Source organism: Amycolatopsis sp. lyj-23, from assembly GCF_046549135.1.
In the GTDB taxonomy this organism is placed as follows: Bacteria; Actinomycetota; Actinomycetes; order Mycobacteriales; family Pseudonocardiaceae; genus Amycolatopsis.
Genome location: NZ_JAJPWN010000013.1, coordinates 1 through 14685, shown reverse-complemented (window position 1 = coordinate 14685; position 14685 = coordinate 1). Strand labels below are relative to the sequence as shown.

The 14685-nt window shown below is 70.8% G+C and carries 12 protein-coding genes and 2 pseudogenes; 7 read left to right on the top strand and 7 right to left on the bottom strand.

Going from position 1 to position 14685, the window contains the following annotated elements; genetic code table 11:
* Positions 1-64 precede the first annotated feature (64 nt).
* From ACLJPY_RS30375 to ACLJPY_RS30360, 4 genes are read right to left on the bottom strand one after another with little or no spacing between them, the layout of a single operon-like run.
* A complete protein-coding gene (locus ACLJPY_RS30375; RefSeq protein ID WP_410593579.1) occupies positions 65-2713 on the bottom strand; it encodes a helicase HerA domain-containing protein in 2649 nt (882 codons plus the stop codon).
* A gap of 54 nt (positions 2714-2767) precedes the next feature.
* Positions 2768-4720 carry a VirB4 family type IV secretion system protein gene (locus ACLJPY_RS30370; protein ID WP_410593577.1) on the bottom strand — a complete coding sequence of 651 codons (1953 nt, stop codon included), beginning with the start codon at positions 4718-4720 and terminating at the stop codon, positions 2768-2770.
* Complete coding sequence (locus ACLJPY_RS30365; protein ID WP_410593576.1) at positions 4720-5985, bottom strand: PrgI family protein; 1266 nt, start codon at positions 5983-5985, stop codon at positions 4720-4722. The genes ACLJPY_RS30370 and ACLJPY_RS30365 overlap by 1 nt, the downstream gene beginning before the upstream one ends.
* Positions 5982-6608: a hypothetical protein gene (locus tag ACLJPY_RS30360; protein ID WP_410593575.1), complete on the bottom strand. Its 627-nt coding sequence runs from the start codon at positions 6606-6608 to the stop codon at positions 5982-5984. Before ACLJPY_RS30360 ends, ACLJPY_RS30365 begins: the two co-directional genes overlap by 4 nt.
* A 153-nt stretch (positions 6609-6761) precedes the next feature.
* On the opposite strand from ACLJPY_RS30360, the gene ACLJPY_RS30355 reads away from it, so the two are divergent.
* Positions 6762-7109, top strand: a complete 348-nt coding sequence (locus ACLJPY_RS30355; RefSeq protein ID WP_410593573.1) for a hypothetical protein — start codon at positions 6762-6764, stop codon at positions 7107-7109.
* Positions 7110-8131: 1022 nt separating this feature from the next.
* On the opposite strand, the gene ACLJPY_RS30350 is transcribed toward ACLJPY_RS30355, so the two are convergent.
* The 3 genes from ACLJPY_RS30350 to ACLJPY_RS30340 all read right to left on the bottom strand — a co-directional run bounded on the left by ACLJPY_RS30350 (position 8132) and on the right by ACLJPY_RS30340 (position 10534).
* Complete coding sequence (locus ACLJPY_RS30350) at positions 8132-8497, bottom strand: pilin (RefSeq protein ID WP_410593571.1); 366 nt, start codon at positions 8495-8497, stop codon at positions 8132-8134.
* A gap of 155 nt (positions 8498-8652) precedes the next feature.
* Entirely contained in the window at positions 8653-9558 is a 906-nt protein-coding gene (locus ACLJPY_RS30345) for a hypothetical protein (protein WP_410593569.1), read from the bottom strand.
* A gap of 805 nt (positions 9559-10363) precedes the next feature.
* Positions 10364-10534 carry a hypothetical protein gene (locus ACLJPY_RS30340; RefSeq protein ID WP_410593567.1) on the bottom strand — a complete coding sequence of 57 codons (171 nt, stop codon included), beginning with the start codon at positions 10532-10534 and terminating at the stop codon, positions 10364-10366.
* 100 nt (positions 10535-10634) lie between these two features.
* On the opposite strand from ACLJPY_RS30340, the gene ACLJPY_RS30335 reads away from it, so the two are divergent.
* The 6 genes and pseudogenes from ACLJPY_RS30335 to ACLJPY_RS30310 form a co-directional block, all read left to right on the top strand.
* Entirely contained in the window at positions 10635-11333 is a 699-nt protein-coding gene (locus ACLJPY_RS30335) for a hypothetical protein (RefSeq protein ID WP_410593565.1), read from the top strand.
* Positions 11330-12526: a TRM11 family SAM-dependent methyltransferase gene (locus ACLJPY_RS30330; RefSeq protein WP_410593563.1), complete on the top strand. Its 1197-nt coding sequence runs from the start codon at positions 11330-11332 to the stop codon at positions 12524-12526. Before ACLJPY_RS30335 ends, ACLJPY_RS30330 begins: the two co-directional genes overlap by 4 nt.
* Positions 12523-13107, top strand: a pseudogene (locus tag ACLJPY_RS30325) (DNA cytosine methyltransferase); the annotation flags it as partial. The gene ACLJPY_RS30330 and the pseudogene ACLJPY_RS30325, both read left to right, overlap by 4 nt.
* A gap of 166 nt (positions 13108-13273) precedes the next feature.
* The gene (locus ACLJPY_RS30320; protein ID WP_410594082.1) at positions 13274-13639 is read left to right on the top strand and encodes a hypothetical protein; all 366 of its coding nucleotides are present in this window, start codon (positions 13274-13276) and stop codon (positions 13637-13639) included.
* Between the two features lie 146 nt (positions 13640-13785).
* Positions 13786-14007 carry a hypothetical protein gene (locus ACLJPY_RS30315; RefSeq protein ID WP_410594080.1) on the top strand — a complete coding sequence of 74 codons (222 nt, stop codon included), beginning with the start codon at positions 13786-13788 and terminating at the stop codon, positions 14005-14007.
* Positions 14004-14685: pseudogene (locus ACLJPY_RS30310) on the top strand (hypothetical protein); the annotation flags it as partial. The gene ACLJPY_RS30315 and the pseudogene ACLJPY_RS30310, both read left to right, overlap by 4 nt.

Below are 14685 nucleotides of genomic sequence, written 5' to 3'. Positions count from 1 at the left end.
GGACCTCCGGGAAGTGGTGAGCGGAAAAGACTTCGCCCGTCTTTGTGTGTGCGGTCGAGTCGGGTCAGGACTGCTGGCGGCGCGGGTCGACGCTCCGTGCCCGGACGCCGGACTGGCCTCGGTGATCGCCGTTGGTCGGCCGCGTCTGCCCCGGTGTTCCGGCGGGTCGCTGCGGTGGCCGGGTTAGTGACTGCGAACCGTTTGCTGACGCCGTGGCACCGGGAACTCGGCTGCGCAAGGCACGGCGGGCGATGCCGCGGATTTCTCGTGCGCGGCCGGGAATCGCGCGAGGAAGCGGCTGGGTGCGCATGGTGAACGGCTGCGCCTCTTCACCGTTGAGCACGAGCCGGACAGCGGCGTGGTAGACGCCCAGGTGGGCTAGGTCGTGGTCGGACAGCCGGGGCGCGGTGTGGCGGGACAGCTCACGGGAATCCTCTGGAGAGGCGTTGAAGAAGATCTTGCTGCGAGCGTTGGTGGACATGCCTTCCCGCAACTCGCGGGGCAGCTGACCGAGATGCTGATGCGCCAAGGTCATGGCGACGCGGAAGCCCCGTGCCTCGGCCAGCATGTCCTCGATCGGATACGGCAAGTTCAGGAAGTTGTGACACTCGTCGATCACCATCGAGGCGTCCCGCCGTTGGCGTTGCGGTGTGCGGGCGCGGGCGGTGGTGGCCTGCCAGGTGCGGGCGACGACCAGCGATCCGACCAGCCGGGTGGTCTCCTCGCCGAGCGAGCCTTTAGGGATGCGCACCAGGCAGATCCCGCCGTCGAGCACCTCCGCCATGTCCACCGAGGAGTGTCCGCCCGCGATGGCGTCGCGCACGAACGGCCGCAGCAGGAAGGCCCGCAGCTTGTTCATCAGGGGCGAGATGACCTGGCTGCGGGAGGAGTCGGTGAGTTCCTCGTACCAGGACCAGAACCCACGCAGCACCGGGTCGGTGATCCCGGCGGTGACTCGCGACCGGAAGGCGGGATCGGCCAGCAGCTTGGGCAGATCGGCGAGCGTGGCGACGCCTTCCTGGGTGCGCAGAGTCAGGCAGGCGGCGCGCATCACGTCGTCGGTACGCGGCCCCCAAAATGCGCTGTAGACCCGCCGGAACACCGAGACGAGGTTGTCGACAGTCAGGTCGGTTTCTCCGCCGTCCAACGGGTTCAGGCACGGCGGCCTCAACTTCGAGTCAGCGTCGAAGATCACGACACGATCGGCCACCGAGCGAGGCAGGCGGGAGAGCATGTCGGTGACGAGGTCGCCCTTCGGGTCGATCAGCACGATCCCGCGCCCGGCCTCGGCGTCAGCCAAGATCATGTTGCCCAGCAGGGTGGACTTACCGGAGCCGGTCGCGCCGATGACGTGCAGGTGGTGCCGGGCATCCGGGACCCGCAACGCCACGGGGCGTTCGTGTCCGGTGTCGGTGACGCCGATCGGCTTGGCCTCGGGGCCGGGCGTGGCGATGCCCGGTGGCGGCGAGATCGCGCGGGCGCCGGCACGCTGCACGCCGGGGATCGCCTCGTCGGTCGGCAAGTGCGCCAGCGCCGCCAGTTCGGCCACCGACAGCAGGTCGCCCTCGCCGAGGCGCCGGTCGGCCAGCACCGGGCCGGGGTGGCGGACGCGGTGACGGGTGTAGTGGTTGTGCTCGGTGTAGGAGGCGAAGCTCGCGGCCAGCGCGTGTGCCCGGCCGCGGGCGACATCCCGCGCCTGGCGGACCTCGTTCTCGGCGGCGTCGGCGGGCAGGAGGGTGGCGACGGCGTAGCGGATGACCGTCTCGTACTGCGAGCCGCGCTGTTTGCCGACGATGGCGCGATTCTGCGCCGCGTACTCGAGCGAGGTCTGCGGATCGCTGTGCAGTGCCGCGGACTTCGCGGTGTTCCGCGTGGACCTGGATTTCACGCCGGGAGTAACCAGGTCGAGCAGGCGGCCGACCACTCGGGTGGAGCCGCCGGTGTGCACCCGCCGCGCGGAGCGCCGGGCTTGGGCGACCCGGCGGCCGGTGACCGGGCGCGCGAGGATCTGCACACAGGCGTACTCGTCGCGGCCGAGCCCGACCGGGGCGCCGATCAGGGCGCGGAGCGGGTCAGCGTCAAAGTCGGTGCGGATCGGCAGCGCCTCGGAGCGGGCAAGACGGAGTTCGCCGCCGACGACCAGGCGACGCTGCCCGGCTTCCGACGGTGGCAGGGGCGGGTCGGCGGTGCCGACTCGCGTGTGTGAGCCGGGCCAGGCGGCTTCGATGGCACGTTCGACCAGGCCCGGTGGGATCACGCCGGGCACCCACAGCCGGATGCCGACCCCCGCCTCGGAGAACGTGTACTCGCAGGCCACGTGGGGCTGGCCGGTGAACCAACGCCGCCAGGCCGGGCGCAGCAGCCCGACGAGGTTGGACCACAACGCCGCGCCGCCCGCAGGATCGACGGTGGGCGGGGCGAGCACGGTGACCTGGCGGGCGTCGGCGAGCAGCCTCGCGTGGCAGCGCCGCGCCCACCGGCGCCGGCCAACTACGAAGCCCGCGATGCCGACCGCGAGCACCGGGCCGACAAACGGCCCCCAGATGATCGACCACTCCCGCAGATGTCCCAGCAGTCTGAGCAGCGCACCACCGGGGTCGCGCAGGTAGTCCCCGAGCCACCCATTCAACAGGCTCGTCCGCACGATTCCGTGAGCAGCCGGCGCTGTGTACAGCTCGGGATGGTTGAGGGCAGCCGGTATCCAGGAAAGCATTACGGGTCCTTCCGGAAAATGGGAAATGCTCAATGTGAAAAGGGACGGCCGGTGTCAGGCGGCGTCGAGTTCGATGTCGTCATCAGCACCGAACGAACCGAACTCATCGCCCTCAGCCGCGTACGCCTGCTCGCTGGCAAAGCCCAGGTCCACGAAGGACTGCTCCTCGGCGTCGGACTCGCCGGGGTCGACGTCCGCGGCGTATCCGGCGAGTTCGGCCGGATTACTCGTGACGAGGTAGTGCTCGGTGGACGAGGCAATACTTTGGAACGCGACGCGCTGGGTGCCCGCCGACAGCAATCCCTGACCTCGATCGGCCGACAGCAGAAATTGCCGTTCCCCGGCCGACAAGTCGAAGGTCTGGGTGATCTCGTCGATGGCCTGCGACGCCTGCCGCAGCAACACTTGGGTCGCTGCGTTGGCCACCACGGCTTTGCCGAGATCGTTCCCGAGCACATCGGCGGTGTCCTGGGTCGCGACCGTCAAGCCCGCCCAGTGTTTCCGGGAGGCTTTGGCCATGCGGAACAGGAACTCCGCACCCGACTTCTCTTTCATCAGCAGCCACGCCTCGTCCACAACCACCAGGCGCGGGCGGCGAACCGCGGGATTGGACACCCGCCGCCACACCGCTTCCAGGGTGAGCAGCGTGCCGATGGCTTTCAGCTCGTCGGGAAGGTCCCGCAAGCTGAACACCACCAGGTGGCCTTCGGGATTGGTGGTCGTCGGGCCGTCGAACAGCTGCTTGAACGCGCCCTCGACGAACGGGTACAACCGAGCGGCGAGCTCGGCGGCGGCCCGGTCGCCGGCCTGGCCCGCGGTGGCCAACTGGTCGCGCAAGGTCCGCAAGGTCGGCGAGGGACGAGTCCATGTGCGGGCGTCGGCGGTGATCCCCACCGACTGGTAGGTGGCGGCGATGCCCCGGTCCAGCGCGGCCCGCTCGGCAGCTTCCAGCTCACTGCCGACGAGCACCGCGATGACGGTGTGCAGGAACAGCGACCGCCGCACGAGGGCGTCTTTCGGTGCGGTCCGGCGGCCGTCGGAGCGGGTGTGGATGGGCAGGTCGAACGGGTTGAGCCGGACGTCGCGGGCACCGAAATGGACGTAGGTGCCGCCCACGGCGGCGGCCAGGCGAGCGTACTCGTCCTCCGGGTCGACGACCGCGATCTCGATCCCCCGGTACAAGCTGTGCAAGAGTTCGAGCTTGACCAGGTAGGACTTGCCCGCGCCGCTGCGCCCGAGGATCACGCTGTTGTGGTTGTGCATTCCCTCGCCGAACCGGTCCCAGTGCACCAGGCCCTGCGATCCGACGTTGTAGCCGTAGAGCACGCCGGACGGCGCGGCCACCGAGGTCGGGTCGGCCGCGGGCAGGTCGGGCGAGGTGAACGGGAATGCCGCCGAGAGCGCACTCGTGTCGAAGGTGCGGCGCATCCCGATCAGGTCCAGGCCCATCGGCAGGGTCGACACCCAGCCCTGGAGCGACCGGTAGGTGGTGTGTTTGGCATCGAGCAGCAGGCTCGCCGCTAGGGAGCGCAGCGCCGCTACTTCGTCGGCCAGCGCGCGCTCGGACGGGGCGTGGATCGTGAGGTACAGCCCGACGCGGAACAGCTTGCCTTCACCGCGCGCCACACGGGAGGACAGGTCGTAGGCGTCCTCGGTGGCGGCTTCGACCTGCGGGTCGTAGAGGCGGCCGTGTTCGGCGGTGTGCCGCCGGCCGCTCTCGAGTTTGGCGAGCTGTTTCTTCAACCTGGCGGCGGCGGTGGCCGGGTCGATCGGCTCGACATGCAGCGCGACGTCGAGGCGGCCGGGATAGGTCAACAGAGGCGCGAGCCAGCCGGGGTGCACCTCACGCGGGAAACCCGTCACGGCGAAGCTCGACACCCACTCGTTGCCGACCTCCAGGTGCCGAGCACCGACGGACAGCGCGTCCGGCGTGAACGCGGCTGCCCGGTGGTGCGCGGCGGGCCGAGTGCTGGGACGGCGCTGGCCGCGCCGCGTTCGGGTGGTCATCACAACCGCCCCCTCTCCGGGTAGTCGTCGTCTTCGTCCTCGTAGTCCCAGTCGTCGACCTCGCCGTCGTCCGGGCCGTACTCGTCCTGGTCGACCGCGGCACGGTCGTCGCCCTGCCAGAACGGGCGGTCCTCGGCGAGGTCGCCGTCGTCCAGGTCGGTGCTGCCGGCGGTGGTGATGACCTCGTCGGCGCCGGCCAGGGCCGCGGAGGGCGGCAGCAGGGTGTCGGGGTTGCACGCCGAGGCGAGCACGGCGGTGGCCTGCCCGGCGTCCAGCGGGGTGACCACGATCCCGGCGGGCGCGAGCAGCTCGATCGCTTCACTGAGGCGGCGCACCAAACGTGACTCCGCCGCCCGCCGCGCCCCGGCGCTCGCCTGTGTGGTCTCGGCATTCGCGCGACGTTTGCCGCGGGTCATCGAGGACAGCACCGCCAGCGGGCCGGGGCCGCCCAGCCCATCGGTCGGCCCGGCGGCACCCATCGGCTCGCGCAGGATCAACAGCACCTGACGGCGCAGCAGGTCGGTCTGCTCGCCGAGCTGCACCAGGTAGTCGGCGTGCTCGACGGCGGCGGCCTCCAGCGCCGGGTGCGGCAACCCGCCCGCGCGCGCCCGCAGCTCGGCGATCTGGCCGGACAGGTCGAGCCGTTCGGTGCGCACCAGCACCTGCACGGGCGCGGTCAGGCTGTGCAGGTAGCGGCCGAAGGACGCGACCAGGGACTCCTGCTCGGACGGTGTCCGCAGCGCGAAGTTCACCGTCGAGGCGACCGCGACGACGGCCAGGCCGTCGGTGCCCAGGTCGACCACGCCGGTGTCGGTGACCGCCTCGGCGGGCAGCCGCAACGCCGACGGCGAGATCTGCTCGGGCGCCGCCGCCTTGCTCTTGGCCTTGGCCGACTTGCCCTTGCCAGCGGCCCGGCTCGCACTCGTGGCGGCGGTCTGGCTGGTCAGCCATTCCGGGGCGGGGCGAACGCCTTCGGGGGCGGCGACCCGGTGGCGCGGTCCCATGCGTTGCCGGATCGCGGCGACCAGCAGCCGGTCCATCGAGATCCCATCGCGCTGACCGAGCGCGATGACGGCCGCGCTCACCCCGATCGGGATAGCCAGCGCGAGGAACACCGGGAGCGGCACAACCGCTCGAGTGGTGGTCCACCCGGCGTAGAGCACGAGGCCGGTCACCGCGAGGATCGCTAGTTGGCGGGCGGTCAACGGGCCGATCACTTTGTCGGCCATGTCGACGTCGGCGGGAATGCGAACGGGCGAAGTCACGACTTACCTCCGGGCTTGAGTGGTGGCGGCGAAATGCGCCGCGGTGGTTTCGGCAGGTCCAGCGGGAGCCGGAGCTGCTGCCCGGCGGGCGAGGCGGGTCGCGTTGGTGGCGTCGTCGGTGTCGGGCTCGAAGGGCGTGGTGTGCGGCGCACGCCGTCCAGCGGAAGCGGGTACTGCCCGGAGCGGGTGGCCCGGTTGCCCTTGTACGGATCGAAGGGCAGCTCCATCTGAGTGCCGCGCGACCGAGCCGGGGGTGCGGCCGGAGGCGGCGGGCTCGACGGGCGCGGCGTGCGGCGCACGCCGTCCAGCGGCAGCGGGTACTGCCCGAAGCTAGTCGGCCGGTTGCCCTTGTACGGGTCGAACGGCAGCTCCATCTGCTGCCCGCTCCGACGCCGACCGCCCGGCTGGTTGGGTGATGCCGGAGGCGGCACCGGCTTGACCCGCTCGGCATCGATCGGCAACCGGTACTGGCCGTCGCGCCCGAGGACCGGCTTGTTCTCCGGCCAGTCGTCCCCGAGTGGCAGCGCCAGCTGGCGGCCCTGCCCGGCCTTCGGTTTCGGCGCGGGAGCGGGCTTGGGCTTGGCGGCCGGGCGGCTGCGGCGCACACCGGCCAGCGGCAGCACGTACTGGCCGTCGGCGGTGGTTCGGGGTGGGCATAGGGGTCCGTCGGTCCGCGACCGCCGCCGCCCCCGTTGCCTCCGCGACCACCGCCGGACGGGCGTGGCTTGCGGCCACCGCCGCCTCGGCCGCCGAGCAGGCCGAAGGTCTTGTAGGCGATGAAGCCGCGCACGATCGAGCCGAGGATCGAGCGACCGCCGTTGCCCTTGACTGAGGACAGCACCCAGAACGGGATCTTGAACAGGATGTACATCAGCGCGAGCGCGACGAGCAGGTTGACCAACCCGCTGACGGTCGGGCCGAACAAGGTGAACCCGCCGGGCGCGAGGAACACCTTCATCGCGGTGACCAACGCCAGCGACTGCCCGACCTGGATGGCCAGGCAGCCACCACCTGCTTTCCACCACCAGAAGGCGACGCCTTCGGTTTGTGGAGTGACATGGCACATGAGCGCGATCGGTGCCCCGGCGATCAGGATCACCGTCAGCGCGACCCGGACGATGTAGGTGACCAGCAGGACGACCAGCATCCCCACGATGAAGATGCCGAGGAAGATGGTGAAGATCCCGCCGTTGAACGCCCCGAGGACGAGGTTCTTCAACGTTTCGCCGGCCGAGCTGGCGTCCACGCCATCGCCCATGACCGCTTGGGCCAGTCCGTTGGCGAGCTCGATGGCCTTGGTCGCCACCCACAGCGACAGGGCTCCGGCGAGGAACCCGATCACGATCCGGGGTGCGATCTCCTTGATCGAGTGCCGGGTCTGCAGGGTCTGGTAGCCCATCACCAGGATCCCGGCGATGACGATCAACATCCCGTAGCAGGCGAGCAGGATCTGCCAGGAGTTCGTCCACAGCTCCCCGATCCGCGGCAGCGAGTCGGGCGTGGGGGTGGTCAGCAGCGTCTTGGACAGCAAGTCCAGAAGCGGGTTCAACGCCGCGGTGACGATGCCCCGGAAGAACGAGTTGATCGCGTTGGTGATGCAGCCGCCGATGTCGGTGATCCCGCAGTCGGCCTCGCCGTCGTCACCGTTGCTGGGTTGCTGGCCGGTGCCGGGAACGGTGGGCGGCGCCGGGGTCGACGGCTGCGGGATACAGCCCTCCCCCGTGCACGAGGGAGGAGCCGGTGCCGTCGTGGGCGAGGGAAGGTGGCAGACCGGCAACGGCGAGTCCGGCGTGCACGGGTCGCCGGTCGGCAACGGCAGCGGTGGTGTGGGCGCGGGTTGCGCGGCGGCCGGACCGCCGGGCGTTGCGGCGGCGCTGACGGCGAGGGTGCCGCCGAGCAGGACGACCAGGCTCAGCGCCAGCATCACCAGCGCTCGGCTTCGCACCATGCGCAGCTGCCCGGTCCAGCGGCCTGTGCGGGTGCGCCGGCCACCGGCACGCCGCGTGCTCGCGGCCGGAGGCGCGAGCAGTTCCCGGTTGGCGCCGGTGGCCTCCGCGCGAGCCTGGGCGGGCTCGTCTGAGCGCAGGCTGGCAACGGTCGGAGCGGCCGATGTCCGACGACGGGCGGCCCCGGTCGTGGACATGGCTCAGGCCCCCACGATGCCCTGGAGCACAGTGACGACCAGGGGTGCAAGCGCGGCAAGGCCGTAGCCGATCGCGGCGGCTTTGAAGCACTCCTTGGCCTTTTCCTGCTCGCCGGGATCGCCGCCGCCCATCACCCGGCGGACCCCGCCGATGGACAGGAAGACGGTCGCCAAACCGGCGAGCACGCCCATCACCCAGTTGCGGATGTTGGTCAGAACCTGATCAACAGATCCGGCCAGGGCGACCACCACGGTGTCCGCGTGTGCGGCCGAGACGGGCACGAACAGCGCGACAACGGTCACGCCGGTGAGCAGCGCGAGGTTCCGCCGAAGCGTGGTCCGACGACGGCAAGCCGACACGGAAGACATCCGAGGTGTGGTGGCCGCGGGAGTGGTCGGCCGTGAGGTGCAGGAGGTAGTCCGACGGGCTCGGCGAGCGTCCCCGCGAGGCAGGGTGACGGGTCCGCGGCGAGGCCGACGGTCGCTATTGCGACGGTTTGGCCGGCGGCGGACGGGCGAATGGGTCAGGCGCATCGCGGCACCTCCGGAGTCGTGCTCGGCAGCCGCCGGGGTGTTCCGGTCGAGCGGTCGAGCGAGGTGGTGTGCGCGGGAGCGGCTGGGGTCCTCCCGCAGCCCTCGACTCCGGATTTGGGGGCCTTTTTCCAGGCGCGTGACCGAACCGTGGCCAACGACTTTCCGCCAATCTTGGTCACCGTGCGTGACTTTCGGGTCGTCCGGAGTGCGGCACGGTTGGCGTCGCTCGCGGCGGCGGTGATGGCCGTCGCGTACACCGCGCGGATCTCCACGTCGCGCTCGCGGCGGTCGGCGGGATCGTCGTGCGGGGCCTGGTCGGTGAGCCATGCGAGCAGGCGCGCTTCGGCTTGACTGCGGACCCAGTGCAGGGTGGTGACCTTGACGCCACGGTCGGCCGCGGCGGCGGTGAGTGTGTAGTCCTCGAGGCGAGTGGAGCCGATCAGTTCGGCCTCGTCGCCGGTGATCGCCCCGTCGGCGACGGCGCGGGCGAGGACGAAGTCCGGATGCCCCCACGGCGGGGTGGGTTCGCTGGAGTGGAAGTCCTCATCGGTGGGCATCGGGCGGTCGAGTGCCTCGCGAATGAAGAGGTGTCCCGCGCGTAGGCCCGCGCAGCGCAGCCGCCACATGACCCACGGCTTGGCGAGGTCGATGCTCGCCAGCTCGGACAGGAAGCCGGTCAGAATCGCGGCGTGGATGTCGCGGTGGTCGTCGGCGTACGGCGCGGACAACTCGGCGGCAATGGCGAACAGCGCGGGCAGCGCGACGCCGACGCACGCGACGGTCCAGGTGCCGCCCTCGTCGCGAGAACGGGTGACCAGGTGGACCCAGATCGGGTCCACGGTGGACATCGGAAGGTTGGCGTCGAGAAGCAGGTCCCGCAGCTCGTCCAGGGGCACCCGCCGCCGGGGCAGACCGGGGAAGAGCCAGCCCTCGATGGAGACCGGGCTCGGCCCGGTGACCAACCACTCGAACGCCGTCCGCGCGGAATCCAGCGGAAGCGAGTCACGCTCGAAAGACGTGCGGCGGAATATGCGATTCGGGGCCATGACGGCTCCTTTGCGTGGTCCGGGAAACAGTGACCACGCAAGGAAGCCAAATCAGGTCCACCAAAACGCCACGAAACCGCCACCAAATGGCCTCCAAAGCGCCACCGATGATCTTGAACAGCCGCCTCCAGGCGCCACAAAGATCATCTACAGCCTGGAGCAGCGCCCGCTGCGAAGGTCAGACAAGATCATTTGTTGATCGTCGGAAATAGGCCCTGAGCTGCAGTAACAGTGTTTGGTGGCGTTTTGGTGGCGATCCGGTAATAAGCCCACGGGGCGAGGGTCAGGCCGCGAGGCGGCCCGGACTGTCGTCGCGCATTGAGGTTGCCGGAAAATTGTGGAGCCCGCGCGACGGACGGCTCGACACAAGCTCTAAGCGAGCACGCGCGCGCGAGCCTCATGTGCATTATTCGACCCAGAATCGCGCCTAATATTGACGATAAAGATTAGGTAACAGCCCTGGAAAAGTGGGTCGTTTTTCGGAGTCGGGGGGTGTCACAGAGCGCCACGTATCGCGGCGCGCACCCCAGAGGTTCTGCGAGGATTCCATGACCCAGTCCGACCGCCCCACGAGCCGCGGACCGAAGCGGCGCGGTGACACGAGTCGCCCAGCGAGCACCCGCTCCGGCACCCGCCGAGGCGGGGATCGCCGCCCCTATCCGACCGCGTCGACCACCACCAGGGTCAGTCCCGCCAAGCCCGGTTCGGCGAGCACTCGCTCCCGGTCGCGCGGGTCCACGGCGACGCCCACCCCGGCGACGGTCTGGACGGCCGGCCCGGCTCCGATCGAGCTCGACACGGCCTGGCCGGAACCTATCGTCAGCAAGATCGTCAGCTCGTTCAGCGAGTCCGGCGGGCGGGTCGCCCTGCTGCCCTGGCCGACCTCCGGCAGCCGTGCGCCGCTCGCGTCGATCGGCGCGGACGGGGTGATCGACCACGCCCCGGCAACCGAGCCGGACCACGCGCTGGCCGACGCGCTCGCCGCCGTCGAGGCGCTTGACCGGACCGGCCGCGTGGTGCGCGTCGCGGTGGACCCGACCGCCACCGGTCCGGGTGCGCGACCGTTCTGGGCGGACCTTGTCGGCGACGCCGATCGCTCGGCCGTGACCGCCTTCCCGTCGGTGCGGACGGGCATCGGCGACGGGGCGTTCGACGGTGCCGGGGACGCGCCGGCGGACACCGACCTGATCATCACGAGCCTGCGCCCCGAGCACGGCGGCGACCAGTCCAGCGACCTCGTGGCGTTGGTCGCGGCGCGACTGCTGCGGGTCGGCGGCATCCTCGTCGTCCTCACTTACTGTGACTGGCCCGCCGGTGAGCTGATCGACCCGACCGGCGCGGTCGTGGCCTCCGCGCAGAACGCCGACCTGCTCTACCTGCAGCACATCGTCGCCCTGCGCGCGTCGGTGCGCGGCGGCCGGTTCGCTGCCGAATCCCTCACCGAGCCCGACGGTCCGACGGCCGGGAACGAGGCGCGGGCTCGACACCGCGCGGTCGTGCGCGGGCTGCCCGCACCGCATCGGCGGATCCACTCCGACGTCCTCGTCTTCGCACAGCCACACGACTACGAGCCGCCTCGCGTGAGCCCGACGGACGCGGCACTCGAGAGCGGAGTCATCCGATGACCCACGCCCAGGTGCCGAACCCCGCCCAGCCCGAAGACCACCGCCAGGAAGGCACGGCCGTGGCCGACGACCGCTTCCCGCACGCCCTGTCCAACGCAGCTACCACCCCGGCCCCGGCCCGTGAGGAGAACCCGGTGGACGGGCCGACCCAGCGCATCCCGCGCGCACTCATCGACGACCTCGACGGCACCACCGGTACAACGCCCGAGCGGGTTGCCGACGACTCGGCCGGAGACGTTGCGGTGTCGGTGTGGACGACCGCGCAGACCTCACCGGCCGCCCAGCGCAAGGGCCGCTACACGCCCGAGTCGACCGCGCATCCCGCGAAGATGCTCCCGGCCGTCGCGACGCACGCGATCGCCCACTACACCGAGCCGGGCGACCTGGTGCTCGACCCGATGTGCGGGATCGGCACCACGCTCGTCGAAGCGCTGCACGCCGGGCGCCGTGCGGTCGGGATCGAGTACGAGCCGCACTGGGTCGACGTCGCCCGCGCCAACCTCGCGCTCGCCCACGACGCCGGGGTGGAGCACGAGGGCCGGGTGTTCCACGGCGACGCCCGCCAGATCGCGTCGCTACTCCCGCCGGAGTACGCCGGGCAGGCCGCGCTCGTCGTCACGTCTCCGCCATACGGGCCGTCGACCCACGGGCAGGTAATCAACGGCCCCGGCAAGGGAATTCAGAAGTACCACCACCTCTACGGCAACACCCTCGACCGCGGAAACCTCGCCAACATCGGGCACCACCGGCTGCTGGCCGGGTTCACCCGTATCCTCGCCGGACTCGTCCAGTTCCTGCGGCCGGGCGGGCACATCGCCATCACCATCCGGCCCTGGCGCGAACACGCCGAACTGATCGACCTGCCCTCGCAGATCCTGGCCTGCGGACTGCACGCCGGCCTGATCCCGGTCGAACGCTGCGTCGCACTGCTGGCACGGGCGGCCGAGCACGACCTCGTCGCGCGCGGCAGCTTCTTCCAGCGCGACTTCATCCGCAAACAGCGCGAAGCCGGGCTGCCGCTGCACCTCATCAGCCACGAGGATGTGCTGATCTTCCGCACGGCCCTGCGCCACTCGGCGGGTTCAGGAATCTCGACGGAACGCCAGGATTCCCGACGGTTCCTCACCGGCCGAGCACGGCACGCCGGGAACCCGAGCGTCGAGCCGGGTGTGTCGGAGAGCAGGGCGGCATGACCACCCGGCCACCCCGCACCCGAGCTCGGTCGGGGCGCAACTCCGCCCCCGCCCTCGTCGCCGTCACCACGACGGCGGCGGGGGCGGTGCGGGCGGCCACCGCGCAGACCGTTCCGGACGAAGTACGGCAGAACGTGTCAGTCGGCGCGAGCCCTGGACCGGTCGTCGGGTCGGTCTGCACCGGCTATGGCGGACTGGACCACGGGGTGATCACCGCGCTCGGCGGGGGCCGGCTCGCCTGGTGCGCCGACCCTGACCCGCACATCGCCGCGATCCTCGCCGCCCGGATGCCGGGCATCCCCAACCTCGGCGACGTCCGTGCCATCGACTGGACGAACGTTGAGCCGGTCGACGTCCTCACAGCCGGGTTCCCGTGTCAGGACATCTCCGCCGCCGGGCGGCGCGTGGGCATCGAGAAAGGCCACCGCAGTGGACTGTGGACAGACATCGTGGCGGGCGTTCGGCTACTACGACCCGCGCTGCTCGTCGTGGAGAACGTCGCCGCGCTTCGCTGGAAAGGCGGAGGTCTCCACCGTGTACTCGGCGACCTGGCCGAAGCAGGGTATGACGCGCTCTGGCGTAGCGTCCGCGCCGCCGACGTCGGCGCGGCACACCGCCGCGAGCGAGTGTTCCTGCTCGCCTGGCCCCGCCTCGTTGCCTCCCCGGATGCTGCCGACCCCGCAGGCGCGCGACGGCGACAACCGAGGTCCGGCGGACCCGGTGCGGCGTCGAGCTGGTGGGCATCAAGTGAATCTGCACGACGCGGTGGACGCGGTGATGAAGCTGCTGCCTACGCCGACCGCCTCGGATGCGAAGAACTGCACTCGCAGGACGCAGGGTGGTGGTCCGTCGCTGCCCGACGAGGCGCGGCTGCTGCCGACGCCGAGAGCGTCGGACACGGGCACGGCGGGACGCCAGGCGGGTGCGGGATTCCGGCCGCCGCTGTCGCAGCAGGTGCTGCCGCTGGTGGACCCCGAGGCGTTCTTGCCGACGCCGCGGGCGACCGACGGGACGAAGGGCTGTCCGGCGCAGCGGGGGTCGAAGGGCGACCTGATGCTGCCGTCGGCGGTGATGCGCCTACTCGTCCCGGAAGCGGGCGGCGGCATCTCGTAGCCGTCGCCGACCCGGATCTCACCTCGCCAGCAGCCGTGCATCTCGAGGTGGACTGGGGCGACTACGCGCCGGCCGTTCGGCGCTGGGAACAGGTGCTCGGGCGACCGGCACCGTTTCCCACGCAACCGGGTGTCCATGGGCGTCCCGTGTTGGCTCCTGCCTTCGTCGAGTGGCTCCAAGGGCTCGAGCCGGGCTGGGTGACGGCTCTTCCGCTGCCGCGCACCGCGCAGCTTCGTGCGTTGGGCAACGGTGTCGTCCCGCAGCAGGCCACGTACGCCGTCGGGTTGCTGCTCGCTGACCTCGCCGCGCTCCTCGGCGCCGGTTCCACCGAGCCCTCCGGATACGCAGAGGAGGCGAACGCGGAATGACCAAACCAGCCTCCACTCACGACGCCGGTCCGGCCTTGCGATGCCTCTCGCTGGGCGCCGGGGTCCAGAGCAGCGCCGTCCTGCTGCTGGCCTGCGAGGGCGTCATTCCGCGCTTCGACGTCGCGCTGTTCGCCGACACCGGCTGGGAACCACACGCGGTGTACGCGAACCTCGCCCGGCTGCGCGCGCACGCCGCAAAGTGCGGCATTCCGGTGCGCACGGTGTCGGCGGGCAACATCCGCGACGACGCGCTCGACCCCGCCCACCGGTTCGTGTCGATGCCGTTGCACGTGCTCAACCCAGACGGCAGCCGCGGCTTGGCGCGCGGGTCAGATCCTCGGCAAGACGGCCGCGACCGCGCTCGCCGTCGCGGCGCTGTTGCTGGCGAAGGTCGCTCGGCGGGCGGTGTCGCGATGAGGTTCTTCCTTGGCACCCATCAGCCGTCCTGGCTCGCCCGCGATCTCGGTGTCCCGCTGTTGGTCTCCCACCGCAGGTTGGCTGACCGGCGCAGCCTGCCGCGCGCGACCGGGCCGTGGGCGTGCGACTCAGGCGGTTCTCCAGCCTGTCTGGAACCGTCTCATTGCTTCACCCAGATGCCACTCTCTTCGTGGCTCGTTAGGCCCTCCGCAATGACTGTTGATCATGGATATGCGGAGGGTTCGTTGGAGCTGTACTTCA

Bases quoted from the DNA above. Each gene is read 5' to 3' on its own strand.
- ACLJPY_RS30375 (WP_410593579.1), bottom strand. From the start codon at position 2,713: ATGCTTTCCTGGATACCGGCTGCCCTCAACCATCCCGAGCTGTACACA.
- ACLJPY_RS30370 (WP_410593577.1), bottom strand. From the start codon at position 4,720: ATGACCACCCGAACGCGGCGCGGCCAGCGCCGTCCCAGCACTCGGCCC.
- ACLJPY_RS30355 (WP_410593573.1), top strand. From the start codon at position 6,762: ATGAAGCCGCGCACGATCGAGCCGAGGATCGAGCGACCGCCGTTGCCC.
- ACLJPY_RS30350 (WP_410593571.1), bottom strand. From the start codon at position 8,497: ATGTCTTCCGTGTCGGCTTGCCGTCGTCGGACCACGCTTCGGCGGAAC.
- ACLJPY_RS30330 (WP_410593563.1), top strand. From the start codon at position 11,330: ATGACCCACGCCCAGGTGCCGAACCCCGCCCAGCCCGAAGACCACCGC.